The 25,851-nt window shown below is 69.6% G+C and carries 25 protein-coding genes; 8 read left to right on the forward strand and 17 right to left on the reverse strand.

Annotated elements, in window-relative coordinates; all coding sequences use genetic code 11:
* Positions 1–4 precede the first annotated feature (4 nt).
* The gene (locus QU602_RS09275; protein ID WP_308800001.1) at positions 5–364 is read left to right on the forward strand and encodes a gamma-glutamylcyclotransferase family protein; all 360 of its coding nucleotides are present in this window, start codon (positions 5–7) and stop codon (positions 362–364) included.
* 47 nt (positions 365–411) lie between these two features.
* Here the strand turns inward: QU602_RS09275 and QU602_RS09280 are convergent, their stop codons facing one another.
* The 7 genes from QU602_RS09280 to QU602_RS09310 form a co-directional block, all read right to left on the reverse strand.
* Positions 412–1,584 carry an NAD(P)/FAD-dependent oxidoreductase gene (locus QU602_RS09280; RefSeq protein WP_308800002.1) on the reverse strand — a complete coding sequence of 391 codons (1,173 nt, stop codon included), beginning with the start codon at positions 1,582–1,584 and terminating at the stop codon, positions 412–414.
* Entirely contained in the window at positions 1,581–2,990 is a 1,410-nt protein-coding gene (locus QU602_RS09285) for an amidohydrolase family protein (protein WP_308800003.1), read from the reverse strand. The genes QU602_RS09280 and QU602_RS09285 overlap by 4 nt, the downstream gene beginning before the upstream one ends.
* Complete coding sequence (locus QU602_RS09290; RefSeq protein WP_308800004.1) at positions 2,978–4,309, reverse strand: MmgE/PrpD family protein; 1,332 nt, start codon at positions 4,307–4,309, stop codon at positions 2,978–2,980. Before QU602_RS09290 ends, QU602_RS09285 begins: the two co-directional genes overlap by 13 nt.
* Before the next feature lie 9 nt (positions 4,310–4,318).
* On the reverse strand, positions 4,319–5,209 hold the full coding sequence (locus QU602_RS09295; protein WP_308800005.1) for an ABC transporter permease: 891 nt from the start codon (positions 5,207–5,209) through the stop codon (positions 4,319–4,321).
* Between the two features lie 14 nt (positions 5,210–5,223).
* Positions 5,224–6,150, reverse strand: a complete 927-nt coding sequence (locus tag QU602_RS09300) for an ABC transporter permease (protein WP_308800006.1) — start codon at positions 6,148–6,150, stop codon at positions 5,224–5,226.
* Positions 6,151–6,212: 62 nt separating this feature from the next.
* Entirely contained in the window at positions 6,213–7,769 is a 1,557-nt protein-coding gene (locus QU602_RS09305; RefSeq protein WP_308800008.1) for an ABC transporter substrate-binding protein, read from the reverse strand.
* Between the two features lie 60 nt (positions 7,770–7,829).
* Complete coding sequence (locus tag QU602_RS09310) at positions 7,830–9,527, reverse strand: ABC transporter ATP-binding protein (protein ID WP_308800009.1); 1,698 nt, start codon at positions 9,525–9,527, stop codon at positions 7,830–7,832.
* Between the two features lie 237 nt (positions 9,528–9,764).
* Between QU602_RS09310 and QU602_RS09315 the strand changes: the two genes are divergently transcribed.
* A complete protein-coding gene (locus QU602_RS09315; RefSeq protein ID WP_308800010.1) occupies positions 9,765–10,781 on the forward strand; it encodes a LacI family DNA-binding transcriptional regulator in 1,017 nt (338 codons plus the stop codon).
* A gap of 77 nt (positions 10,782–10,858) precedes the next feature.
* On the opposite strand, the gene QU602_RS09320 is transcribed toward QU602_RS09315, so the two are convergent.
* On the reverse strand, positions 10,859–11,329 hold the full coding sequence (locus QU602_RS09320; protein WP_308800011.1) for an SDR family oxidoreductase: 471 nt from the start codon (positions 11,327–11,329) through the stop codon (positions 10,859–10,861).
* Positions 11,330–11,366: 37 nt separating this feature from the next.
* Positions 11,367–12,119, reverse strand: a complete 753-nt coding sequence (locus QU602_RS09325; RefSeq protein ID WP_308800012.1) for a GOLPH3/VPS74 family protein — start codon at positions 12,117–12,119, stop codon at positions 11,367–11,369.
* 193 nt (positions 12,120–12,312) lie between these two features.
* On the opposite strand from QU602_RS09325, the gene QU602_RS09330 reads away from it, so the two are divergent.
* Both QU602_RS09330 and QU602_RS09335 read left to right on the forward strand, forming a co-directional pair.
* Complete coding sequence (locus QU602_RS09330; protein WP_308800013.1) at positions 12,313–12,963, forward strand: small multidrug efflux protein; 651 nt, start codon at positions 12,313–12,315, stop codon at positions 12,961–12,963.
* Between the two features lie 38 nt (positions 12,964–13,001).
* Entirely contained in the window at positions 13,002–13,757 is a 756-nt protein-coding gene (locus QU602_RS09335) for a MerR family transcriptional regulator (RefSeq protein WP_308800014.1), read from the forward strand.
* 9 nt (positions 13,758–13,766) lie between these two features.
* On the opposite strand, the gene QU602_RS09340 is transcribed toward QU602_RS09335, so the two are convergent.
* The 6 genes from QU602_RS09340 to QU602_RS09365 form a co-directional block, all read right to left on the reverse strand.
* Positions 13,767–15,212 (reverse strand): FGGY family carbohydrate kinase, encoded by a 1,446-nt coding sequence (locus QU602_RS09340; protein WP_308800015.1) that lies wholly within the window; start codon positions 15,210–15,212, stop codon positions 13,767–13,769.
* Positions 15,209–16,153, reverse strand: a complete 945-nt coding sequence (locus QU602_RS09345; protein ID WP_308800016.1) for a sugar phosphate isomerase/epimerase family protein — start codon at positions 16,151–16,153, stop codon at positions 15,209–15,211. The genes QU602_RS09340 and QU602_RS09345 overlap by 4 nt, the downstream gene beginning before the upstream one ends.
* A 69-nt stretch (positions 16,154–16,222) precedes the next feature.
* Positions 16,223–16,978: an SIS domain-containing protein gene (locus QU602_RS09350; RefSeq protein WP_308800017.1), complete on the reverse strand. Its 756-nt coding sequence runs from the start codon at positions 16,976–16,978 to the stop codon at positions 16,223–16,225.
* Positions 16,975–17,838, reverse strand: coding sequence for a carbohydrate ABC transporter permease (locus QU602_RS09355; protein WP_308800018.1), 864 nt, complete (start codon positions 17,836–17,838; stop codon positions 16,975–16,977). The genes QU602_RS09350 and QU602_RS09355 overlap by 4 nt, the downstream gene beginning before the upstream one ends.
* Positions 17,835–18,710 carry a carbohydrate ABC transporter permease gene (locus tag QU602_RS09360; protein ID WP_308800019.1) on the reverse strand — a complete coding sequence of 292 codons (876 nt, stop codon included), beginning with the start codon at positions 18,708–18,710 and terminating at the stop codon, positions 17,835–17,837. Before QU602_RS09360 ends, QU602_RS09355 begins: the two co-directional genes overlap by 4 nt.
* Before the next feature lie 83 nt (positions 18,711–18,793).
* A complete protein-coding gene (locus tag QU602_RS09365) occupies positions 18,794–20,083 on the reverse strand; it encodes an ABC transporter substrate-binding protein (protein WP_308800020.1) in 1,290 nt (429 codons plus the stop codon).
* A gap of 237 nt (positions 20,084–20,320) precedes the next feature.
* On the opposite strand from QU602_RS09365, the gene QU602_RS09370 reads away from it, so the two are divergent.
* Positions 20,321–21,019, forward strand: coding sequence for a GntR family transcriptional regulator (locus tag QU602_RS09370; protein ID WP_308800021.1), 699 nt, complete (start codon positions 20,321–20,323; stop codon positions 21,017–21,019).
* 46 nt (positions 21,020–21,065) lie between these two features.
* Here QU602_RS09370 and QU602_RS09375 read toward each other — a convergent pair whose 3' ends face one another.
* Complete coding sequence (locus QU602_RS09375; protein WP_308800022.1) at positions 21,066–22,280, reverse strand: threonine synthase; 1,215 nt, start codon at positions 22,278–22,280, stop codon at positions 21,066–21,068.
* Between the two features lie 130 nt (positions 22,281–22,410).
* Between QU602_RS09375 and QU602_RS09380 the strand changes: the two genes are divergently transcribed.
* Genes QU602_RS09380 through QU602_RS09390 form a run of 3 tightly spaced genes read left to right on the forward strand, consistent with a single transcriptional unit; the run spans position 22,411 to position 24,829 of the window.
* On the forward strand, positions 22,411–23,637 hold the full coding sequence (locus tag QU602_RS09380) for a M20 family metallopeptidase (RefSeq protein ID WP_308800024.1): 1,227 nt from the start codon (positions 22,411–22,413) through the stop codon (positions 23,635–23,637).
* On the forward strand, positions 23,634–24,080 hold the full coding sequence (locus tag QU602_RS09385; RefSeq protein WP_308800025.1) for a RidA family protein: 447 nt from the start codon (positions 23,634–23,636) through the stop codon (positions 24,078–24,080). The genes QU602_RS09380 and QU602_RS09385 overlap by 4 nt, the downstream gene beginning before the upstream one ends.
* A complete protein-coding gene (locus QU602_RS09390; RefSeq protein WP_308800027.1) occupies positions 24,077–24,829 on the forward strand; it encodes an MBL fold metallo-hydrolase in 753 nt (250 codons plus the stop codon). Before QU602_RS09385 ends, QU602_RS09390 begins: the two co-directional genes overlap by 4 nt.
* Here the strand turns inward: QU602_RS09390 and QU602_RS09395 are convergent.
* On the reverse strand, positions 24,819–25,850 hold the full coding sequence (locus QU602_RS09395; RefSeq protein ID WP_308800028.1) for a Gfo/Idh/MocA family protein: 1,032 nt from the start codon (positions 25,848–25,850) through the stop codon (positions 24,819–24,821). The two genes, QU602_RS09390 and QU602_RS09395, sit on opposite strands and share 11 nt — an antisense overlap.
* Position 25,851: the final 1 nt, after the last annotated feature.

Raw genomic sequence — 25,851 nt, forward strand, 5'->3', positions numbered from 1 at the left:
CCGCGTGTTCTCGTACGGGACGCTGCAGCAGGCCGACGTGCAACGCGCGCTCTACGGGCGCGCAGTGCCGACCGTCGTGGATGCGCTTCCGGGGTATCGGATCGACTGGCTCCAGATCACGGACGCCGAGGTGCTCCGCATGAGCGGATCGGATCGTCATCCGATCCTGCGGCGAGGTTCGGCCGGATCCCGGGTCGAGGGCGCGTACCTCGAGCTCTCGGAGGCGGAGCTCGCCGCGACCGACGCGTACGAGGTCGACGACTACGTGCGCCGGACGGTCACGCTCGCATCTGGTGTGCAGGCGTTCGTGTACCTCGCGCGCGACGACGACACCGGCTCGCTCACGACCCTCATCGGCCGCTGATCGCGCGTCGCGGCGTCGATCGCGGCGAGCCGGGACGTCTGATACGTCTACGCGCGCGAGGCATCCTTCTCGCCCTCGACCGCGTAGGGATCGAAGTAGGCGACGTCCTGTTCGGCCGCCTCGATCACCCTCGCCGGACGGAATCCGTCGAGGAGGTGGGTCGGGGTGCCCGATGTGATCTCCTCAGCCGCGAGCCGGCTCATGATGGCACCCATCGTGACCCCGCTGTGCATCGTCATCACGTAGAGGCCCGGAAGGCCGTCCCAGTGGCCGACGACCGGGAGCCCGTCGAACGGGTACGGTCGCGCAGCGATCTGCACGCGCTCTCCGCGGACGGATGCGGGATCCACGTCGGTGAGGGCGAGGGCGGTCTGGTCGATCAGCCCCGTGACCGCCGAGTCGGGGAGGGTCCAGCCGGCGAGGTCGATCTGCTGGTCGGCCCGGGAGTTCCGGATCGCGAGGCGGCCGCCGGCGTCGGGACGGATGCTGAGTCCCGGGAGGTGCAGCATGGTGGTCAGGTTGGATGTGCCCGGCGAGGTCGTCACGGTGACGCCCGGGCTGCCTTCGGTGCGCACCTCGACGCCCTGGGAGGACATGACCGAGCCGATGCCGGCGCCGGCGGCCAGGACGACGACGTTGCTCTCCAGGCGATCGCCGTTCGCGAGCACGACACCGCGGACCTTGCTGCCGTCGGTGATGAGATCGACGACCTCCGCCCCGCCGACGACCGTGGCACCCATGCCCTTCGCTGCGTGCAGCAGATCGTGAATGAGCTCAGGCACGGTGATATGGCCCTCGGACGGGAAGAACACGGCGAGCTCGTACTCGTCGCGGACGCGGATCACGGGATCGAGATGCACCAGCTCAGCCGGCGTCAGCGGAATCGCTGCGTACCCGTAGGAGTGCAGCCGCTCGGCCTTCGCGCTCAGCTTCTGCGCGTCCTCGGCCGTGGCGGCGACGTGCACGTTCCCGTCCTGGTGCAGCCAGCGCGCGTCGCGCAGCTCTCGGGCGATGGCGCTCCATTCAGCGATCGACATCACATTGAGGTCGTGATAGGGGCGGAGCTCCTTGTTGTTGGAGTTCAGCCAGGCGAAACTCGCGGCGCTGGCGGCGTCGCCAGGCACCCCTTTCTCCAGGATGGTGACGTCCACGCCGCGCTTGGCGAGCTGGTACGCGGTGGACGCACCGAGCACGCCTGCTCCGATGACGATGGCCTTCATTGGGTATCTCCTTCTTCTGGACTGATCGCGGGTCGTGGTGATCGCACGGATTGCGGGAGTGAGAGGGGGCGGTGCGCCGACGAGTAGGCCACCTCGCCGTCGACGATCACGAGCTCCACGTCGGCGAGGGTGCGCGGCGAGGTCACCACGAGGTCCGCGGCCCGGCCGGGCGTGAGAACGCCGCGGGTCGCGCCGATTCGTGGGATCGCGCGCGCGAGGTTGCCCGTCGCCATGGCGACGGCCCGCTCGATGGGTGCGAGGCCCGCCTGTACGAATGCGGCGGCCATCTCCCACATGCCGTCCCAATGCCCGGCGGCGTAGTCGGTGGCGATGATGTCGATCATGTCCGCTTGGGCGAGCGCGATGAGACACTCGTGCATGCCGCTTCGGCTGGTTCCCGTCCCGCCGGTCCACAGGTCGAAGGTGTCGACCTCGACATGGCCACCGTGGTCACGGATCCACCGAGCACTGGCGAGCGCCTCGTCGACGCTGAAGGTGGGGTGGTTGGTGTGGCCGCCGATGAACAGCCCGCCCGCGATCTCCGCGGCCTGACGAGCGACATCGTCGGATGGCGCGGAGTTGTGGACGAGGGTCGGAAGCTGCAGCTCGACGGCGAGCGAGGCGGATCGAAGCAGCCCGTCCAGCGCGAGCTCGATCGACGGGAGCACCGACTGCTCGATGATTCCGACCAGGTCGTCGACGGTGAGCGGACTGAGACCGAACTCCTCGATGAGCTGCGTGAGCCGCGAGCGGTCGGGGTCACCGCTGCGGATATGGCGCCCGAGCGCGGCGTACTTCAGTTGCTGCGCCTGCGCCTGGACGATCCTGACGCCGGTGGCCTGCTCGATCGCCGCCGGAATGTAGATGTAGTCCTGCCCGCCGCCGCCGAGCGTCATGCCCGCGCCGACCTCCCCGAGAACGACCGCGCCGTGCTCCTTCATCTCCTGAGCGGTCAGACCGCGGTGGAGGTCGCTGAGGCCGGACCCGTCGCACGCGTCGGCCGCGCCGAACATCGGATCGAAGTGCACCGAGGACATCTCCACCTTGACGGGCTGCACGAGGGAGACCTGGGCGTGGTCGGCGGGCGACTTGAAGCCGTCGAGGTCGACGACCGTGGTGTGCCCCTGTGTGAGGTGCCGCCGAAGGTTGCCGAGCGACTCTGCGAGCGGCACGCCAGGGGTACCGCTGGCGAAGCGTGGTCCCGGCGCGGTGGCGTGCGCGTGCGCATCGATCGCGCCGGGAACGGTCAGTCGCCCACCGAGGTCGATGACGGTGTCGCCGGTACCGCCGGCGAGGTCATGCGGCGACACCGCCGCGATGAGTCCGTCTTCGATCGCGATCGATCCGCGAAACGGCTTCCTGCGGCCGTCGCCGGTGACGATCTCGGCGTTGTTCAGGACGAGCACCTGTTCTCCTCACTGCGCCCTCGACGGGGCTGATGGCTGAACTCGGAATCGGGGGTGCCGGCGAGCAGCGCGGCGGCCGGCAGGTACGGCTGGGCGAAGCGGGTGTGCTTGCCGACCACCTCCTCCTCGCTGAGGCCCCACGGGGCGGGGTCGAGCGGGTCAGACGTCCCGACGGCGAGCTCGAGACTCCGCCCCTCGGCGACCACCTCCAACGCGGCGACGGCCGAGTGCTCGTAGCGGACCCTGCCGCGGTGCATGAGCTCGGGCGAGCCATCGTCGAAGGCGTCCCAGGCTGGACCGGGGGCGACGCCGGAGACGAGGAGGCTGATGCAGGCCGGGAGACTGAACGCGACGTCCGCGGAGCCGGTGATGCGGTGGTCGCAGAACTTCTCGACCTCGCGCGGGCCGCGCACCACGACCGCGTCGAGCGCCGTGCCTTCGGGCAGCTGTGCGAGGGCCCGCGACATCGTGGTGAGGTACTGCTGCAGGTGCCAGCACGCCGGGTAGCGCTTGAAGCCGACCCGCATGACGCCGGGTTTGGAGAACACGGACGGGTCAGGGCGCCAGCGGTCCGATCCGGCCATGGCCCACATGCCGGAGTCGCCTTCGAGCGGCCGGGTGATGCCGGACTGGCCGGCTGCGACGAGCTCGGTGGCCAGGACGGCGCCCACTGCCGCCCAGCCGAGGTTGTTCTTCACGCCTGGCACAGGGCGGTCGTACCACTTGCCGGTGTAGGGGATGAGCGAATGCGATGCGGCGACGCCGACGATGCTCGCCAGGTCCTCGTCCCGCGTGTCGAGCGCGACCCCGATCGCGAGGCCGGCCGCGACGGTGTCCCACACCCCGACCGATCGAACACGCGCGGCTCGTTCCGGCGTGGGCCGGGCAGCGGCGGCGAGCAGCCAGTGCGCCTCGTAGCCCGCGGCGATCCCGCGGAGGACGGCGTCGGTGGTGAGGCGGTCACGGGAAGCGACCGCGAGGACGGCGCCCACGATCGGGGCGCCCGGATGACCGATGAGCGTGTCGTCGAAGTCGAGCGCGTTCGCAGCCTGCCCGTAGACGTACGCGGTTCTGAGCGCCGCCGGAGAGCCGTCGGCTCCGAAGAGGGTGCGCGCGGCGACAGCGTGCGGCCCGAAGTGCTTCAGCTTCTGGCCGACCGAAAAGCAGGCGAGGCTGTCGAGCAGGCAGAGCACCGTCCGCCGTCGCTCGGCGGCGTCCCACGCGCGGTCTCGGTACCGCGTGATCGATTCCAGGAGGGCGTCGAGCGCCGGTTGGGGAGAGTGGATGGCGCCTCCGCGGGCGCGCGTGTGCGTGATCATGCTGCGGCCTCAGTTGGTTCTGCTGGTGTCGAGTCGCGGATCGAGACGGTCACGCAGCTGCTCGCCGAGGACGTTGACGAGCGCGACGGTGATGACGAGCGCGGCGCCCGGCAGCGTGGCGATCCACCAGGCCGTGCCGATGAGCGCACGTCCTTCGGCGGCCATTCCGCCCCACGACGGCTGTGGCGGCTGGACGCCGAGCCCGAGGAAGGACAGCGAGCCCTCCGTCAGCATCATCATGCCGAAGTCGAGGCTGGCGAAGACGATGACCGTCGGCATGATGTTCGGCAGGACGTGGCGCAGCATGATCCGAAGGTGCGATGCACCGAGGAGCCGCGCACTGGCGACGTACTCCTGCTGCCGGACGACCATGACCTCGCTGACGACGAGACGTGCGTAGAGCACCCAGCCCGCGATCGCCAGCACGAGGATCACGTTGGCCAGGCTCGGACCGAGCGCGGCGATGATCCCGATCGCCAGGACCAGCGAGGGCAGGGCGAGCTGCACGTCGCCGAGCCGCATGAAGAAGGTGCGGATCGGGCCGGCGTAGTACCCGGCGATGAGCCCGATCAGCACGCCGACGACGAGGCGACACACGACGGCGATGGCGCCGACGCTCAGCGAGACCTGCGCACCGTAGAGGATACGGGTCAGGATGTCTCGTCCGAGGTCGTCGGTGCCGAGCAGGTGTGCCCCCGTGCCGCCTGACTGCCAGAACGGGGGCAACAGACGTGCGGACAGGTCTTGTGCGTTCGGCGCGTAGGGGGCGATCAGCGGAGCGAACACCGCCGCCGCGACGATGAGGGCGAGCAGCACCGCGGGGAGGATGAGCCGCCAGCTGATGCGCCTCCTCGCGATCGGGATGGCGGCGGTGGGAGGGTCGGTCGGGGATTCCAGCATGGGAAGTTGCGACATCAGCGTGCCCCCACTCGGGTTCGGGGATCGAGTCGGGCATAGACGACGTCGATCACGAGGTTGGTGATCACGACCAGCACGCCGACGACGAGGACGAACGCCTGGACGACGGCCATGTCACGGGACTGGATCGCCGAGAGCGCGAGTGCGCTGATGCCGGGCCACCCGAAGACGGTCTCGGTGACGATCGCGCCGCCGAAGAGCCCGCCGAGCTCGAGGCCGATGACGGTGATGATCGGGAGTGCGGCATTGCGCAGCGCATGGCCGAACACGATGGACCGCGATGACGCGCCCTTGGCTCGGGCCGTGCGCACGAAGTCGGAGTCGAGGACCTCGATCATGGCTGATCGGACGATCCTCGAGAAGGTGCCGACCTGGAACACGGCGAGCGCGACCGCCGGCAGGATCAGGTATTCGGGTCCGCGGAATCCCGACGTGGGCAAGAGGCGCAGCGTCGCGCTGAACACGAGGATCAAGACGATTCCGAGCCAGAAGGTCGGAAGGGACTGGACGAACACCGAACCCGCGATGACGAACCGGTCGAAGGTGCTTCCGCGGTACACCGCGGCGAGGACCCCGATCACGATCCCGATGATCGAGGCCAGGACCAGTGCGGTGGCGATGAGCAGCAGCGTGCGGGGGAGTGCGCCGAGGATCAGCTCGAGGGCGGGGCGCCCGCTGCGGTACGACGTGCCCAGGTCACCCTGGACGGCGTGCCAGAGCCAGTCGAAGTACTGGACGAAGATCGGCCGGTTGTAGCCGTTCGCCTCGCGGACGGCCTCGACTTCCGCCGGAGTTGCGTCCTCGCCGGCGATGAGGACGGCTGGGTCGCCGGCGAGATACACCAGTAAGAAGGTGATCGCGGAGATGCCGAGGACCACGAGGATGCTGTGCAGGAGCCGGTTGAACAGGCGACGAGCCACCATCGTCCTTTCGTTCTGTGGTGGTCCCGTGGCCGCGGGTGAGTTCACCGCGGCCACGGGAGGGGTTACCGCGTCTTGGTGACGTCGGCGAGATAGATGGCGCCGTCCGCGCGCGGCTGCCAGTCGACGCGATCGCTGGCCCCGTAGATCAGGTCGGTGCTGTAGAGGAACAGCACCGGTGCCGTCTCGTTGAGGTCCGCGTTCAGCGCGTCGTACAGGGCCTGCCGGGCGCTGGGATCAGACTGGCCTCGCGCGGCCGCGATCGCCGCGTCGGTCTCGGGCGTGCTGAAGTACAGGCCACGGCGCTCGCCGTCGAGCTCGAGTCCAAGGGCGAAGTCGGCGTCCATCGTGAGGTTGTTGTTGGCGCGGATCGCGATCTGGTTCGGCGCCTGGTTTCCGACCTGCCACACGTCGGTGAAGTAGTTCGGGTCGAAGCTCGTGGTCACGTCGAACCCGGCGTCGCCGAGGTTGGCGGCGACCGCTTGCCACACGGGGTTCAGTTCCTCGCGGAAGTTCACGAACTCGACCTGCACCTCGCCCTCGCCGTAGCCGGCCTCCTCGAGCAGCGCCTTCGCCTGGTCCGGGTCGTACGGGTACGCCTCGACGTTCGGGCTGAACCCGAAGACGCTCGACGCATAGAGCTGGCCGGCCGGCGTGCCATACCCGCCGAGGAGCTGCTCCGTGATCGCGTGCTTGTCGACGGCGTAGTTCATCGCCTGCCTGACCCGCTCGTCCGCGAAGGGACCTTCTTTCGTGTTCATCGAGATCCAGTTGGTCTGGTTTCCCTCGACCGATCGCACCTCGACGTCGGCGCTGGACTCGAGCGACGCGGCGAGGTCGGACGTCACGGCGGTGGCGATGTCGATCTCACCGCTCTGCAACGAGCTGATCTGCGTGGCGGGCTCGGAGATGAAGCGGAACTCGACCTCGCTCGGGATCGGTTCGTCGCCGTGGTAGTCACAGTTGGCGGCCAGGACGACACTGTCGCCCTCGTTCCACGAGTCGAGCTTGAACGGGCCCGTGCCGACGGGGCTCCGGCCGAACTCCGTGCCTCCGGCCTCGGCGATCACGCCGCCTGGCGTGATGTAGATGAGAGTGGCGAGCACTTTGACGAACGACGCGTCGGGCTGCGTCAGGGTGAAGCGCACCCGGTGCTCGTCGAGCTCTTCGACGGACGCGACATTGGCGACGTAGCTTCGTTGTTTCGACGCGAGCTCGTCATCGTTGGAGATGCGGTCGAAGGTGGAGATCACGTCGGCCGCGGTGAACGCGGATCCGTCGTGGAACGTCACGTCCTCCCGCAGCGTGAGGTCATAGGTCAGGTCGTCGACCTGCTCGTACCCCTCCGCGAGGTTCGGCTGCACCTGCATCTCGTCGTCCAGCTTGAACAGGCCGTCGAACATGTTTCGGCTGATCTGCGCGAACATCACGAGCGTCTCGGCGTTGGGGTCGAGCGTCGTCGGCTGCGTGGGCCAGGCGAGGTTGACCGTGATCGGCTCGCCGGATCCGCACCCGGCCGCGTCGGACGTCCCGGTGTCGGTCGGGCTTGCCGAGCACGCAGCGGTGCCGAGGGTGAGTGCGGCGAGGCTCGCGGCGGCGAGCCATCTGTGTCGTGTGTTCAACTCGGTGCTCCTCTTGCTGGTCGGAATGGATGGGTGCACTGGGCGGGCGGCTTGTGGTCGTCACCGCGCCAGCGTGTCGGCTGTGTGCTCGGGTCCGTGTGCCGGGAGGTCGGGAACCGCGGCGCGGAGCGCGCGGGTGTAGTCGTCGGTCGGATGGTCGATGACCGTCGCCGTCGGTCCGGACTCGACGACCTTGCCTCCGTGCATCACGACGACACGATCGCCGATCTGGCGCGCCAGGGCGATGTCGTGGGTGATGAAGAGGTAGGTCATGCCCTCCTGGTCCTGGAGGTCGATCAGCAGCTTCACGATCTGCGCGCGCACCGAGACATCCAGCGAGGTGACCGGTTCGTCGCAGACGAGCAGCTTCGGTCGCAGCGCCAGGGCCCTGGCGATGGCGATGCGCTGCCGCTGGCCGCCTGAGAACTGGTGGGGATAGCGGTCGGCGTGGCGGGCGTGCAGCCCGACCATCTCCAGCAGTTCGACCGCGCGGGTCTTGGCCTGTGCTCGAGACCTGACCCGCTTGGTGATGAGCAGACCTTCGGTGATGAGATCGGCGACGCGCATGCGTGGATTGAGGGACGCGTAGGGGTCTTGGAAGACCATCTGGATGTCCTGCCGCACCCCATGCCAGGCCTTCCGCGTACCGCCGATGAGCTGCTGCCCGTTGAAGACGATCTGTCCCTGTTCGGGGGAGATGAGCCCGACGACGCTTCGGGCGAGGGTCGATTTGCCGCTTCCCGACTCTCCGACGACGCAGACCGTCTCCCCGGTTCGCGCTGAGAGGCTGACCTCGTCCAGCGCGAGCGGAGTGGGATGCCCTCTGCGTGCCTTCCCGAACGAATGGCTGATCGCCTTCACCTCGAGCAGGTTGCCGAGGGATCTGATGCCGTGCGGCCGGGATTCGAGTGGTGGGCGGAGCGGGCCGTCGAGCGTGGGTGTCGCGCGCCACAGCCTTCGTGTGTAGGCCTCGCGCGGTCGCATCGACACGTCGGAGGTGGGCCCCTGTTCGACGATCCGGCCGTCATGCATGACGACGACGTGTTCTGCGACGCTCGACACGAGCGCGAGGTCGTGGCTGATGAACAGGATGGAGGTGTCGAACTCGTCGACGATCTCACGCAGCAGTGCGACGATCTGTTGTTGGACGACGACGTCGAGGGCGGTGGTGGGCTCGTCGGCGATGAGCAGCGCCGGGCGGCAGGCGAGCGCCATGGCGATCATCACCCGCTGCCGCATTCCGCCCGACAGCTCGTGCGGATACTGCTGCGCGACCTGCCGTGCGCGCGGCAGGCCGAGCCGCTCGAACAGTGCGACCACGCGATCGGCGACCTTCCGGCCGTCGACGTGCGGCTCGTGGATGCGGATCGCCTCTGCGACCTGGTCCCCGCAGCGGCGCACGGGGTTCAGAGAGCTCAGCGGATCCTGGAACACGTACGAGATGCCGGCGCCTCGGATCTTCCGCAGCTGCTGGGCGGAGCGTGTCGCGAGGTTCTGGTCCTGGAACTGGATGGTTCCGCGAATGGTCACGTCCGCGGACTTCGGAAACAGGCGGGTGAGTGCGAGGGACGTGACGGACTTGCCGGAGCCGCTCTCGCCGACCACGCCGACCGTGCTCCCTGACGGAACGTCGAAGGACACGGCCCTCACGGCGTCGACCTGGCCATCACCACGACCGAAGCTGACGGACAGGTCGCGGACCGCGAGCAGCGGTCGTACGGCGGATGCACCATGGTCGGTCGTCGGGGGCTGCGCCACGTTCACACGAAGTCCTCACTGTCGGGCCGGGTCGTCACGCGATCGCGGCGGGGAGTTCGGCCGAGTCGCTGACGTCGAGTATGATGTAACTAGTTACATTGCGCAAGTGCCGACGCCGAGACGCATGAACGCGTTATCCAGTCGCAACTCGCGCCGACACGGTTCGAGGGTGATGCGTGAGGTAGAACGGACACGGAAGCCCACCGGGCTTTCGCGGGTGAGATCGAGGGGACCAACATGACGTCGACGCCGTCGCGACGCGCCACCATCGCCGGTGTCGCCAAACTCGCCGGGGTGTCGACCGCCACGGTGTCGCGAGTGCTCTCCGGCGGCTCGCCCGTCAGCGAAAGCACGCGCCTCCGTGTCACGGCCGCCGTGAACGAGCTCAACTATCGACCGAGCGAACTCACGCGGGCCGTGTTCGCCGGACGCTCGAACACCATCGGTGTGCTGCTGGCCGACATGCGGAACCCCTACTACATCGACCTCATCGACGGCGTGTCGGGGGTCGCGAACGAAGCCGGCGCGCTGCCGTATCTTGCGGCGGGAAACCGCGATGTCACGACGGAGCGCCGTCTGCTCTCGCTGATGGACTCGCATCGCGTCCGCGGGGTGGTCACGACGGTCGCCAACGAGAACGAGGACATCTTCCACGCGATGGCGCTGGCCGGCACCGAGTGCGTCTTCATGACGAGGAACCCGACCATCGACCACCCGCGGATGCACAGCGTCCGCCTGGACGATCGCGCGGCCGGACGGCTCGCGTGGGAACACCTTGCGTCCGTCGATCGCACCAGCATCCTGATCGTGCAGCAGGCGCGCGATCTCGGGACGGTCCGCGACAGGACGGCGGGTCTCGTCTCCGCCGCGCGGGAGGCGGGCGTCGAGGTCGGCCCCGAGCACATCTTCAAGCTGTCGTCGCTCGACCGCCCGAGTGAGGAGCTGCGGGATCGCCTCCGCGCCGGCTTCGCCGAAGGCGTCGTGAACGCGGTCTTCGCGACGACGGGGATCGCGACCTTCCGCGCCTACGAGGCGCTCACCGCGACCGGTCTGGACGTCCCGGGCGAGGTCGCGATGCTCGGCCTGGACGATTTCGCGTGGGCCGAGTACCTCTCGCCGTCGCTCTCCGTGATCACGCAGCCGACGGTCCGAATGGGCGCCACTGCCGCGCAGCTCATCCTGGACGAGCCAGGCGAGAGCCAGCGGCTGACGTTCGAGCCGTCGATCACCGTTCGTGCCTCGACGACGATCTGATCACCGACCGTGCTGCGACGCGCGTCGCGCAGGTCCAGCCGTGGTCGGGACCGCGAAGCAGCCCGGCCGCCGACGCCTCACCAGGTCGAGTCGCCCCGGATCACGGCATCGGAGCCGCCGTCGATGAAGATGATCTGCCCGCAGAGGTGCGCCATCTCTTCGCCGGAGAGCCAGAGCAGCAGCTGCGCGATCTCCTGCGGTTCCACAAACCCGTTGAGCGGCATGGGCACCTGCTCGAGGAGGGCGGCCTTCGCGTCCTCGGTCGCGGTCAGATCGGCCGTCATCGGCGTGTTGACGACTCCGGGAGCGATGCCGTTCAGCGCGATGCCCGCTCCGGCCCACTCGGGCGTGGCAGCGTGCCGCCGGACCCAGCGGGCGAGCGCCCGCTTGGACGTCCCGTAGATGAGGTTCGCGTGCTCCGGCCCAGCTGCGGCCAGCTCAGCGGCGCGGGCGAGGGCGGATGCCTCGTCGCCGTCGAGGAACGCGTGCAGCAGGGCGTCGTCCGGCGGAGCTGGCTCCTTCGATCCGGTGAGTCTCCACCGTGGCACAGCTGGCGTCGCCGGTCCAGATCGCGCGCGGAGCCCGTCAGCCGTTCCGTGGCAGTACGGCCGCCGCGATGATCACGTTGTTGACGATGATCGCGGTCATCGTGCGGGTGACCGCCTCGGCGGCGCCGGCGGCGCCCCAGTTGCCCTGCTCGAGTTCCTTCGCGCGGGCGATCACCGGTGAGCTCCACGGGATCTCGCGATGGAACTGGGGGAGCGTCCCGCTTCCCGAGATGAGCGCGGTGAGCGCGGCCACCCGCGGCGTCGGTTCCGCACCGTCGACGAGGACCTCGCGTACGCTCGCGACCAGCTCGGCACGCCGCCCGGTGTCGCCTTCGGTGAGCGACGTCGTGGGGAACAGACCGAGCGCTTTGCCATGCTCACGACGGATCTCTCCGCGCTCGACGAGCCGGTCGAGCACGGGCTCGCGCAGGCGCGGCCCGATGGCCGCGAGCACCGTCTGCACGCTGCGCGGCTTCTCCGCGACGTAGTCCCATGCAGACCTGAGCAACGGGTCCGATGGCGGATGCCCGACGACCGCTCCGACACGCGGGCCGCCGGCGCCGTCGTCGTCGGCCCGCACGTGCTCGCCCAGCGCCAACTCGGTGACCACCGCACCGCCGAGCACGTAGAACAGCGTGTTCTCGCCGGCGATCGTGCCGGATCCCGGCTGGAACAGCGCCAGCATGAGATCCTCGGCGAGGGTCGGTGCGCCGTGATCGTGCGCCGCGAGCTCCGGGCGGTCGTCGCGTGATTCCTCAGGCGTCGGTGATGCTTCGGGTGTCTGGGTCATGGTTCGGTCCTTCCGGTCGCAGGCTGAGGTCCACCTCGGTCGATGGTCCGATCCATCACACACCGTGTTCCCACCACAGGGTCAAGTCCGGCATCCACCGCTTGACCCTGTGGTGACCACATGGTTTTCACTCGACGTGTATCGCGACCAGGCGGACGCCCGCGTCGCGCGAGACACCGGAAAGGTGACGCACATGTCCAGTCCGTATGAGGGTCTGCAGAACGCCGTGGACCAGCTCCCCGAGTTTCTCCAGCCGCTGATCGTCGCTGGCCTCGGGGCGATTCCGTACGTCGAGGGCGAGGGCTCCGCGGCCCTCGGCATCCTCGTCGGAATCAACCCCGTGGTCGCGGCGGTCGCCGGCGCCGCCGGAAACATCCTCTCGGTCGTCCTGGTGGTGTTCTTGAGCGCGCGCGTCCGCCAGTCGGTGGTCGCGCGCCGCGCCAGGTCGAAGGCGCTCGCGCCCGCCGGTGCCGGCACCGGCTCCGGCACGTCGGGCGACACCTCCTATGCATCCTCGGTTGCGGATGCCTCGTCTGGAGCGGATGCCTCGGCCGGTACCGATGTCTCGGCCGGCACCGATGCCTCGGAGGAGGCCGACGGCGCCACCTCGACGCGTCGCGCCAAGGGCCGCAAGCGGCTTCGCGGCATGCTGGTGAAGTTCGGGGTGCCCGGCGCGAGCATCCTCGCGCCGTGGGTCCTGCCGACGCAGCTGACGGCCGCGTTCTTCGTCGCATCCGGAGTGGCGAAGGGCTGGGTCATCCTCTGGCAGGTCGTGGCCATCGTGCTCTGGACCGGGTTGGTCGCGGCCGCGGCGCTCGGCGTCGTAAGCCTGCTCGGATGGTGAGCCCCCTCGGGCGCGGCGACGTGGGATGATGTGGCGATATGGCGTGGAGTACGCGTGAGCTCGCCGAGCTGGCGGGCACGACGGTGAACACGATCCGGCACTACCACCGGCTCGGGCTGCTCGATGAACCCGAGCGCCGCTACAACGGGTACAAGCAGTACGGGGTCCAGGACCTCGTCTGCCTGCTGCGGATCCGCCGACTCGCCGACCTGGGCGTCCCGCTCTCGCAGATCGGCGACGTCCGGGCGTCCGGGGAGAGCGACCCGGAGCTGCTGCGCGAGCTGGATGCCGAGCTCGACGCGACCATTCGACGGTTGCAGCGCGCCCGAGCCGACATCGGTGCGGTCCTGCGCGAGCGTGCGCCGGCCGACTCGCCGGCGGGGTTCGCGTCCGTCGCAACGGGGCTCTCGGAGGCCGATCGTTCGATCATCCACATCACCGCACAGCTGTACGACGAGGACGCGCTGGACGACGTGCGCAAGATGGTCGAGGCTGCCAAGGGCGACGACCTGTCAGGCGAGATCGACCGTCTGCCCGCCGACGCCGACGACCGGACCAGACAGCTCCTCGCCGATCGACTCGCCCCGACGCTCGCGCAGCACATGCACGATTATCCATGGCTGGTCGACCCGGCCTCGCATCTGTCGAAGAGCCCCGAGGTGACGGCGCGCACATTCATCGAGTCGATGGTCGAGCTGTACAACCCCGCGCAGCTGGACGTGTTCGGGCGGGCGGGCCTGCAAGCGCACGAACTCCTGCGCGAGTCACGGGAGCCGGGGAAGAGCGACGGGTGACCGGCGGCGTCAGAGGAGGCGTTCGCACCAGGCGCGGTACCGCTCGCGCGCCTGCCGAGTGCGGTTGACGACGTCCGTCCCGGGACGGGGAACGGTGACCGTCGAGATGGCGGCCGCGGCATCGGCCGCTGAGCCGTAGACCCCGGTGCCGAGTCCGGCGAGCACCGCGGCGCCGAGTGCGGAGCCGCCATCGGGAACCAGTTCGAGCCGCGCGTCGACGACGCTTGCGAGGGCCTGCCGCCAGATCGCCGACCTGGTGACCCCGCCGACGAGATGCACGGCCTCGGGCTGCCCGGTCACCTCGGCGACCGCATCGATCGCGTCGGCGCACGCGAACGCGATGCCCTCGAGGACCGCAGCCGCGAGCTCGGGAGCTCCGTGCTGCTCGGTCTGACCGAGGAACGCCGCACGCACCGCGTCGTTCTTGCGGGGGACGGTCGATCCGAACATGAACGGCAGGTAGGTCAGCCCGGCCGAGCCGACCTTCGCGGCCGCGGCCGCCTCGTTGATGTCGCGTCCGCCGAGCACGCTCCGTTCGGCCCACCGTACACTGGCGCCGGCCGCGTAGAGCGAGGCCATCGTGACGAACCCGTCGCCGGTGGCCGAGCCGAACAGGAAGCCCGGCCCCGGGTCGGCCGTCTGACCGACACCCATGACCTGCGCGGCCGTCCCCACGTTGAGGACCATGCGACGGCGGTCCACGACGCCGGCGCCGACGACCGACGCGGAGACGTCGCCGGCGCCCGCGACCACCGGGGTGCCGATCGGCAGGCCGGTCGCATTCGACGCCGTCGCCTGCACCACACCCCGCATCGCGGTCGAGCGGAGGACCCGCTGGCCGAGCCGCGGCGATGCGCCGACCGCCTCGAACAGTTCGGGGCTCCACCGGCCGTGACGGAAGTCGTAGAGCAGCGTGCCGAGCGCATCGGTCTCGTCGGTCGCCCACTCGCCCGTCAGCAGGTGCCCCACGAAATCCTTGACGAGCACCAAGCGGCTCGCCCGCGCCACCGCATTCGGGTGTGTGCGGACGGCCCAGGCGAGCTTCGGCGCGGTGAACGCGCCCACGACCTCGTTCCCGCCCGTCTGCCGGAACCGCGGATCCGTCGCGAGCCGCGCGGTGTCCGCCGCGGCCCGGCGGTCGGCCCATGTCATCGCCGGCAGTACCGGTTGGTCGTCGGCGTCGACGAGGAGCAGGGAGTGCATGTGCCCGGACAGGCCGACGCCCGCGACCGGCCGGCCCGGCACGGCGTCGATGACCGACCTCGTGCATGCGACCACGGCGTCCCACCAGAGGTGTGGCCGCTGCGCGTGCGCACCGTCGGCATCGGTGTCGGTCGGGTACTCGAGCGCCGCGGCGGCCACGACGGCGCCGGAACGGGGGTCGAGGCCGATGACCTTGACCCCCGTCGTGCCCACGTCGATGCCGACGAGCACCGGATCGTGCGGGTCGGTCACGCACGCTCTTTCGCGGTCGTGAACCCGTACTCACGGAGGAACTCGAGCGACTCCTCGGCGACCCGGTCGAAGTTCGCCAGGCCGATGCCCGCGGGCTCGCCGACGCCGATGTTGCCGCCGACCTGCCAGCCCTCCCACTCGACGCTGACGTACCCGTCGAAGTCGATCTCGGTCAGCGCGTCGAACGTCTCGCGGAAGTCGACGAGGCCGCCGCCGAACCAGATGTGGTTGGTGTTCACGATCGTCGGGAGACCGACCTCGTCCTTGATCTGCACGATGTCGATGTACTGTGCCAGCCGCTTGATGCCCTCGGGCACGCTCATGAACGGCTTCACCGCGACGTAGAACGCGCCGGTGTCCATCGTCATGCGGAGGTTCGAGGCGCCGATCTCGTCGAACATCCGCTCGACGAGCTCGACCTTGTTCAGGATCGTGCCCTGCAGCAGCTCGATGCTCACGTTCAGGTCCAGCTTCGACGCGTAGTCGCACACCTCGGTGATCGCCTCGCGCGCCTGGCGCCAGGCCTCCTTGCGCGACATGAGCACGTTGAGGGGCGGGTCGTAGAACCCGTCGCCGAGCAGGGTGCAGGCCGACTTCGCGCCGAGCGCCTTCGCCGCGTCGAGCGCCTTCTTGAAGCTCTCGATGCCGCGCTCACGGTCGTACTCGCGCGGGCTCACGAACGTCGTGTGGTTCGCGACGTATCCGATCTCGATGCCTGCGGCGTCCGCGGCCGCCTTGGTCGCGGCCAGGTTCGCCTCGTACTCGCTCGCCGGGCCGTTCATCAGGTGGCCGAGCAGGAAGTCCACCGCGTCGTAGCCGTACTCCGCCACCTTCGTCGCGGTCTCGGCCGACGGCAGGTCGCCCCACGAGTTCCAGGCCGGTCCGGCCGCCTCGAGGCGCCCCCACGGCATGTTCGGCCAGACTTCGAAGCTCAGTTTCATAGGTGTGTCCTTACGTGTGTCGGTGGTGCGGATGCCGGCGGCCGGCTGCGCGGCGCGTCGGCGGGACGGTCAGATGTGCGGGTTCCTGCGGCCGAAGCGTTCGGCCATGCGTGCGTTGTGCTCGCGGGCACCCGGCATGCCCGCGCTCAGATAGATGTCGGGGCGGTGCCCGCGCGAGGTCTGCCTGGCCAGGGCCTCGACGATCAGCGCGTTCAGGAGCGCGAGCCCCACGACGCTCGACGCCGGGCCGACACGGGGCAGGTCGCCATCGAGCACGACGAGCGCGTCACCGGGTGGGCACAGGTTGTCGAGCACCACGTCGGCGACCTGGTGCAGACGGCCGCCCGGGCTCGTCGACGCGTTCGCATAGGCGACCGACGTGATCGCGATCACGGTGATGCCCCGGGCCTTGGCCGTCTCGGCGACCTCGACGGGCAGGGCGTTCGCGCCGGAGTTCGAGACGACGAGCAGCACGTCGGCGGCCGGGTCGATGGCGTACGGCTCGAGCAGGCCGGCGGCGAGGCCGGTCTGCCGCTCCAGTTCCGTGCTGCGCTTGGCGCCCTCGTGCAGCATGTGCTCGGGTTTCAGGATCGGGCACACCCTGGCCGCTCCACCCGCACGGTAGAACGCCTCCTCGGCGAACACGTGCGAGTGGCCGCTGCCGAACACGTAGAGCATGCCGTCGCGGTCGAAGCAGTCGGCCACGATCCGGCCGGCGACCTCCAGGGGTGCCGCCGCCTGCTCGATCGCGGCATGCAACAGCTCTTCCGTCGTGTCGAGGTAGCTGCGCGTCGGCTGCATGAGCCCGGTCGCGATGTCGGTCATTTGGTCGCTCCCGCGATCAGGCCACCGACGAAGTAGCGCCCCACGAAGAGGAACAACACGACCGTCGGCAGGAGGGTGAACAGGGTTCCGGCCATCACGAGGCCCCAGTTGACCGTGTACTGGCCGATGATCGCGCTGAGCCCGATCGGCAGGGTCTGCAGCGCGTCGCTCACGATGAACTGCGAGGCGAACACGAACTCCGTCCACGAGAACACGAACGAGTACACCGCCACGGTCGCGATGCCGGGCAGCAGCAGCGGAAGCACGATCTGCAGCATCGTGCGGGTGGGGCCCGCACCGTCGATCGCGGCGGCCTCGTCCATGTCCCGGGGTACGGCGAAGATGAAGCCGCGAAGCAGCCACGTGCAGAACGGCGCCGTGAACGCGACGTTCACGAGCACGATCCCGGCATGGGTGTCGATGAGCTCGAGACCCGCGAGCGTGCGGTACAGCGGCACGATCAGCAGCGTTCCCGGGATCATGTACGAGAGCAGCACGATCCCGGCGATCTTTCCGCTCCCCGGCACTTTGAGCCGGTACAGGCCATACGCGGCGGCGAGCGAGACGATCACGGTGACCACGGTCGTCGCCACCGCGACGATGATGCTGTTCGTGAGGAAGACCGGGTACTCGGTCGACATGAACAGCTGCTCGAAGTTCGAGAGCGTGAACGTCTCGGGCCAGAACGTGGGCGTCGACCGGATGATCTCCTCTCGACCCTTGAAGGCCGAGATGGCGATCCAGTAGAGCGGGCCGAGCACGATGACCGTGAGCACGATCCATGCCACGACGCGGGGCACGGCGCCGAGCCGGTGCTGAAGCGTCCGTCCCGATCGGCGGGACGCGGTGAGGCCGGTCACGAGTCCTCCTTCGGACGGGCGAAGCGCACGAAGAGCAGCGCCGCGATGCCGAGCACGATCACGGTGAGCACGCTCGCCGCCGCCGCCTGGCTGGAACGGAAGGCGCTGAACGCGGTGTCGTACACGTACACGGGCATGGTCGTCGTGGATCCGACGGGTCCGCCGCCCGTGATCAGGTAGATGGTGTCGAGCACATTGAACGACCACAGCGAGCCCACGAGCGCGAGGGCGAAGAGCACGGGCTGCAGGAGCGGGAATGTCACGGCCCAGAACGTCCGCCATGCTCCGGCGCCGTCCATCTTGGCGGCCTCGAGCACCTCGCCGGGCACCGTGGCCAGCGCACCGTAGATCACGACCGCGCTCAGCGGGAACCAGTGCCAGCTGTTGACGAGGATCACGGCGATGAGTGCGACGCCGGAGTCGCCGAACGGCGAGCCGAGGTCGATCCCGATGCCGCGGAACAGTTGCGTGACGATGCCGTAGTTGCTGTTGAGCATCCACTGCCAGACGACCGCCACGGCGACCGTGGGGATGACCCACGGCAACACGATCCACGTCCGCGCGGCGCGCGACCAGCGGCTGCTGCGCTGCAGCAGCAACGCCGTCGAGAACGCGAGGATCGTCTGCACGATCATGTTGACGGCGAGCCAGATGCCCGATCGGCCGAGCGCCTCCCAGAAGGCGCCGTCGCCCAGCACCTTGGCATAGGTGTCGAACCCGACGAAGTCGGAGGGGCTGCCGATGGTTCGCTGATCCTGGAAGCTCGTGATCACCGCGTTGACGAGTGGGAACGCGATGACGAGCGCCATGATGATGACGATCGGAGCGATGAGCGCGTAGCCCAGGATGCGTTCACCCGAGCTCTGCCGCATCTTTGGAGCGGGAGCCGACGAGGGGCGGCGCTGACGGGTCTCCGCCAGCGCCGCCGGACGGCTCGTTACCGAGCTGGTCATCGTCAGTCGATCGCCGCCTGCATCTGCTCCTGGGCCCAGGCTGCCGCCTCTTCGGCCGTCATGCCGTTGACGTACATCTGCTGCACGGCCTGCGCCAGGAAGTTCTGGCCCGAGATCTCGCCGATGGTGTCGATGTACTGGCCGTCGACGAAGCCGAACAGCTCGCCGGTCTCCGACTGCTCCAGCATGGCGTCCACGCACTCGGCGTAGGTCGTCAGGACCTCGTTGGAGCGCCACTGCTCGAGCTCGGCACCATCGCTCGTGACGGGGAGGAAGAGGCCCGGCTCGGCGTTCAGGAAGTCGCCGTAGTTCTCGGGCTCGAGGAGCCACTCGAGGAACTCGCCGGCGCCCGCCTGCTTCGCCTCGTCGTCGCTCAGCACCATGGCGCCGTTGGAGTAGTAGATGCTGCCGGGCTGACCACCGTCGTCGGCGACCGGGATGGGTGCGCAGCCGAGCTGCGACGGGTCCAGTCCGGACTCCTCGGCGAACGGGGCCAGGTACTGGCCCTTCTCGATGGCCATGGCCGCCGCGCCGCTGTTCAGCGCGGCCTGCGGCTCTCCCCACGCGTAGTTCGCGGAGTCGGTGGGGGAGAACTGCAGCAGCTCCTTGTAGACCTCGAAGGCCGCGACCGTCTCGGGCGTGTCGATGTCGACCTGGCCGTCCTCCGTGAAGAAGTTGGCGGCGCCGCCCGTGATCATCAGGCTGTAGAGCACCTGGTCGGTGGCGAGGTTTTTCCCGGCGGGCAGCGCGATGCCGCTGGTGCCGTCGGTGGTGAGCGCCTCCGCCGCGGCGACGAGCTCGCTCCAGGTGGTGGGCGCCTCGATGCCGGCCGCAGCGAGCTTGTCCTCGCGGTACCAGAGCATCTGCACCATGCCGTAGAGCGGGACGGCCCAGTACTCGTCATCGTCCTGGTACGGCGCCTTGGCGGCGTCGATCAGCCCGTAGTCGCTGTCGAGCGTGTCGACGACGTCGGTCACGGGCTGTCCGAGGCCGAGGTTGCGCACGTACGTGGCGAAGTCGGGGATCGCGAACAGGATGTCGGGCTGCTTGCCCGACTGCGCCGCGCCGGCGATCTTCGTGTACACCTGGTCCCAGTCCTGCACCTGGACGGTGACGGGGTACTCGGGGTCGGTCTCGTTGTACTTCTCGGCCAGCGACTCGAAGGCGGCCACGCGGTTGGGCGTGCCCTCCATGTGCCAGAGCACGAGCTCCTGGTCTCCGCCGCTGTCCGACTCTCCGGTGCCGCCTGAACACGCGGTGAGGGCGAGCATCGCCGCCGCTCCGAGTGCCACAGCCGTAATTGCTTTAGATCGCATCTCACAACTTTCTGGTTGATGGGGACGCCACTCGACGGTGAGAATGGCGCGGGGGCGGGAGCTTTTCGGCTCCGCCTGGGCAACGCTGGAGCGACCATAGCACGAACCGCTCTAGAGCAATATAGGCTGTGCTACATAACAAACGTGTTTCGCACACTTCCACGTTTCCTGAACAATTGCCGGAGACGACACCGACCGACGATGGGGCGCTGAATGGTCCAACCCAAGTACCTGGAGATCCTCGAAGCGCTTCGCAGCCGCTGTTCGAGCCTGCCGATCGGCGCCAAGCTCGCCCCCGAGCGCGCGCTCGCGGAGGAGTTCGGGGTCAGCGTGATGACGGTGCGTCATTCGCTCGGGCGGCTCGTCACCGAGGGCTGGGTGAAGAAGTCGCCGGGCAGCGGCAGCTATGTGAGCCGGCCGACGATCTCGATGGGCCCCACGCTCACGTCGTTCACGCAGGACATGCGCCAGCGCGGCTTCACACCGAGCTCGCGGGTCATGCGCGCCGAGACCATCACGCCGGACGTGGAGACCATCGGCATGCTCGACCTCAGACCGGGGGAGTCCGCGGTGCTGGTCGAACGGCTGCGGTACGCCGACAATGAGCCGATGTGTCACGAGATGAGCGTGTTCCCGCCCCAGCTCGCGCCTGCACTGCTCGGCACCGATCTGTCCGGCTCGATCCACGAGCGCCTCGCCGAGCACGGCACCACGCCCGTGTCGACCGAGCGCGTCGTGCGCGCCGTGCTCGCGTCGAACCGGGAGAGCGAGCTGCTGCAGTTGCCCCGGGGGTACCCGGCGCTCGAGATCGTGGACACGTTCTTCGACAACCTGGGCCGCCCCATGCAGTACGTGCGTTCGCGCTACCGATTCGACCGGTACGAGGTGCGCACCGACATCAATCGCGGGTGACGGCGCCCGGTTCATGACGACCTCACCGGGCTCGACCCCACGGGCATCATGCGGCCGGCAGGGCCGGCGCCTTGGCGCCGTGGCCCGTGAGCATCAGGACGACGGGTCCGTCGTCGTCGAGTCCGCCCGAGGCATCCGCCCCGTGTACGCCTGGAATCGCGGCCGCGCCGCTGCCGACCGCGGCGAGCGCCGTGGCCGCGGAGGGCTCCACCCAGATACCGGATGCCGCGAGTCGGCGGGTCGCCTCGACGATGGACTCCTCGTCCACGGCCACGACCGCGCCACCGGTGCGTTCCACCGCGGCGACGGTGAGGTCGCCGTGGGACTCGTAGCCGGTGAGCCGATCGGCGATCGCCGTCGCGAGCGTGGGGCCGCCCGCTGCCGGGGTCGCCCCGCCACCAGCGCCCGGCGAGCCGTGTCGGCGTACCCACGCCGCGTGGATGGGCGCGACGCGAGCAGCCTGCACGCCCACGAGCGCCGCTGGCCGGGGTGCGCGGCCGACCGCCACGGCGTCGGCGAATCCGCGTTCGATCCCGCGGAGCAGCGGACCCGCGCCGATCGGCACGATCACGGCACTCGGCGCGCGACCCAGCTGTTCGATGAGCTCGAACGCGATGGATCGGTAGCCTTCGGCGAGCAGAGGATTCCGGTAGGTCGTCGACACGTTCATCCAGCCCTCGCCCTCGAGGGCCCGGGCTCGGGCGTACGCGGCGCTGTAATCGCCCGGGATCTCCTGGACCTCGGCGCCGAGGGCGCGGCACGCATCCAGCTTCTTCGCCGCCTGCGACTCGGAGCCCACGAGGACCGTGCACGACAACCCGGCCGCCGCAGCGTAGGTGGCCGCGGAGACGGCCGCGTTCCCCGTCGAGGCGACCACGAGGCCGTGCAGGCCGCGGTCGACGGCCGCGGAGGCGCCGACCGCCATCGCGCGATCTTTGAACGACAGCGACGGATTGAGGGACTCGAGCTTGGCGAAGACCGGCCGGGGCCCGGCGCGGACGAACGACAGCGGCACGAGCGGCGTGTCGCCTTCGCCGAGCGAGACCCGTGTCTCGGTACGGGGCAGGAGCGCGGGGAATCGCCAAGGCCCGCGGGCGCCCAGGCCGGCGGGGCCGAGATCGCCGGCCGTCACGGCCGCCGCGTCGACGAGGACGGGTCCGCCGCAGCGGGCGCAGTCGTACCGGAGGGCTCGGTCGGCGTCGCCGCAGAGCGCGCACACGAACCGATGCTCGCGGGTGCCGCCGTTCGTCGTCACCGTCACGCGCCTGCCTTTCGATAGATTGTGGAAGGCCATTCTGAAAGCTACGATCACGTTTGACAAGTCGATCGTCCAAGTCGATCGACGGCCACCGGACGGCGACATGCGTCCGCGGCCCCGATGAGGAGACTTCATGGACGTGCTCGATCTCACCCGCGAACTCGTCGCCATCGACTCGCAGAATCCCGGCCCGCAGGAGCCCGAGATCGTCGCGTACGTCGCGCGATGGGCGGACGAGCGCGGATTCGACGCACGAGTGCTCGAACCTGTCAGCGGGCGGCCGAACCTCGTCGTCACGGTCGACCGCGGAGGGCAGGGCCACCTCGGCCTGTCCGGTCATCTCGACACCAAGCCGATCGGCGATGCGCGTGCCGAGTGGCACACGCCGCCGCTGGAGCTCACCGTGGTGGGCGACGACGCCTTCGGCCTGGGCAGCACCGACATGAAGGGCGGCGTGGCCGCCATGATGCGTGCGCTCGAGGATTTCGCCGCGGGCGGGCGGGCTGCGGCCGCGGGCGTGGGCGCGGACGCGAGCGAGCCCGGCCGGGTCTCGCTCGTGCTCACGGCCGACGAGGAGCAGGGCTCCGACGCGGGCGCGAAGGCGCTCGCCGCCGAGGGCCTGCTTCCCGGCCTCGATGACATCGTGATCGGCGAGCCCAGCGGCATCACCGACCCATGGGAGGCCGTCTACCTCGTCTCCAGGGGCATCTGCTGCTTCCACATCGACGTGCTCGCACGCCAGGGCCACAGCGGGCTCTCGCACACGCTCGGTCGCAACGCCACCCTGCACGCGGCCGACCTGCTGCACGCGTTCGAGTCGTTCGTGCCCACGGTGGACGCCCCCGGCGAGGTGGCGTGCGCGCCGACCGTCAATCCCGGCATGTTCATCACCGGCGGCGTGAGCTTCGGCACCTGGCCCGGCCACTGCCGGGTGAGCATGGAGGTGCGGCTGGTGCCCGGCATGAGCCGGGAGACGCTGCACCGTGAGGTCGAAGAGCTCGTGCGTGCGACCCTCCCGGCCGACGTCGACTTCCGCATCAGCTACCTCGAGAGCGGGCAGGGCTGGATGCCCGCCGTCGAGCTGTCCCCGACGACGGCGGTCGCCCGTGCCGCGCAGTCGGCGGCCGAGTCCGTGCTCGGCAAGCCGGTCCCGTTCGCGGCGTTCCCCGGCGGCACCGATGCGACCTACTTCATGGGCCAGGGCGGCATCCCCACGATCGCGAGCCTCGGGCCAGGGTGGATCAGTGTCGCGCACGGCGCCAACGAGAAGGTCGGCGTCACGCAGCTGCGCCAGGCGCACCGCCTCTACAGCACCCTCATCGACCGGTATTTCGACCTTCGGAGACAGGAACGCGCATGACCCGGATCGCCCACACCAGCGAGACCCTCCCGAACCCCGCGGGACCGTACAGTCACGTGATCGACTGCGGGTCGTTCGTGGTCACCGCCGGGTTCGGCCCCCAGGACCCGGCGACCGGACTCGTGCCCGACGGCATCGAGGCGCAGACCGAACAGGTCATCAGCAACGTCGAGACCGCGCTCGGCCTCGTCGGGCTCACGCTCGCCGACGTCGTGAAGTCGACCGTGCACCTCGAGCACCTCGATCGCGACTTCGCGGCCTACAACGGCGTGTACGAGCGGCGCTTCCCGGCACCGTACCCGGTGCGCACGACCGTGGGCAGCACGCTCGCGAACATCCTGGTCGAGATCGACGTGATGGCGGTGCGGCCGCTCGCGGGAGTCGCCGCGGACCCGACGGACATCGTGACGGATGCCTCGGCGGCAGGTACGCCCGCGGCATGAGCGCCGTCCGGCTGGGGGAGTATGTCTGGCTCGTCGGAACCCCCGACGAGCAGAGCCCGGCGTTCACGAGCCCGTACGACAGCAATCAGTACCTCCTCTGGACCGGTACGAGGGGCGTGCTCATCGACGCCGGGACCGGCCTCGCCGCCGACGCCTGGTACGCGAACGTGGCGGCCGTGGCCGATCCCGGGGCGATCGACGTGGTGCTCGTCACGCACTACCACGGCGACCATGCCGGCGGCGCGGCCGCGGCGGCCGCGTACGGATGGACCATCGCCGCGGACGAGGTCACCGCGAACGCCCTCGCCGCAGGCGACGAGACGGTGACCCAGGTCGCGCGGGCCCGGGAGCTCGGGATCTACCCGCCGGAGTTCTCCTTGACCGCTCACGCACCAGAGCGGGTCCTCGGCGACGGTGAGCAGATCGATCTCCCCGGCATCCGCGTCACGAGCATCGCCGCCCCCGGGCACTGCGACGGACACGTGGTCTTCCTCGTCGAAGGGACCGCGGGCCGCGCGCTGTTCACGGGGGATGTGCTCTTCGCGGGAGGCCTCGTGAGCCTGCAGGCCATCCCCGACTGCCGCCTCGACCGGTACGCCGAGAGCGTCATCGCGCTTGCCGCACTCGGCGTCGATCAGCTCTTCCCCGGTCACGGCCGGCCGGTGCTCCACGATGCCGGCACCGAGGTCCGCGCCGCCGCGGCGTCGTTCGAGCGTCTGATCCCGCCGCGCAACGTGCTCAATCCGTGAGCACGGCCTCCGGCTGACCGCTCTCGAGCGATCGGATCATCGCCTCGGCCGTGGCGACGCTCCAGAGCGCCTCGCGGTGCGGCATCCGCTCGTTGGGGAGCGTTCCGGAGAACACCGCGAGCGCGTGCTCGACTTCCTCGCGGAGCGCGCCGCCGATGCGGCCGTTCCGTTCCGGCCAGAGCGAGAGGTCCGGCGCGAAGACACCCTGCTCGTTCCACTCGACGAGGGCGTCGTTGATCAGGCGCTGCGTGATCGTGCCGCTCGAGCCGATGAGCTCGGCCGCGCCCGCGATCGTCCCGTCCAGTGCCAGTGCACCGGCCAGGGACTGCGGCCCGCGATCCGGCACGCTCCACGCGGACTCGATCGTGACCGTGCGACCCGAGGCGAAGCGGAGCAGGGCGGACATCGACGCGGGGAACCCGGTGGCGTCGTCGGCCACCTGCAGGGCGTACACCGACTGCGGGCACTCGCGCGTGAAGAAGATGGCGAGGTCGATGTCGTGGATGCAGGACTCCCAGGCGGGGTGCACGCGGTGCCCGAAGGCGGCCAGCCAGCTCCGGGTGAAGTCACGGCGGAGTCGCACGCTCCAGAGGTCGCCGAGCCGGCCCGCGTCGAGCGCCTCCCGCATGTACGCATACGGCTGCGCGAAGCGCGAGATGTGCCCGGCGACGAGGTGCAGTCCGGCGCGCTCGGCGGCTGCGATGCTTCGGGCCGCCTCGGCAGTGTGCAGCGAGAACGGCTTCTCGACGAACGCGTGACAGCCGTGCTCGATGGCCTGGTCCGTGAGGCGGGTGTGCGAGGCCTCGTCGCTCGCCACGATCACCGCGTCCACGCCACCGTCCTGGAGCACGACGCCGAGGTCCGTGCCGTGGCGGTCCGAACCGTGCGCGGCGGCGAGCGCACGCGACCGTTCGCCGTCGGCGTCGACCGCCGCCACGATCTCGGCACCGGCCTCACTCCAGGCTCGGGCGTGCAGGGTGCCGAACCGGCCTGCGCCGGCGATGGCGATGCGGAGCGTCATC

The sequence above is a fragment of the Agromyces protaetiae genome, assembly GCF_030866785.1.
Classification (GTDB): Bacteria; Actinomycetota; Actinomycetes; order Actinomycetales; family Microbacteriaceae; genus Agromyces; species Agromyces silvae.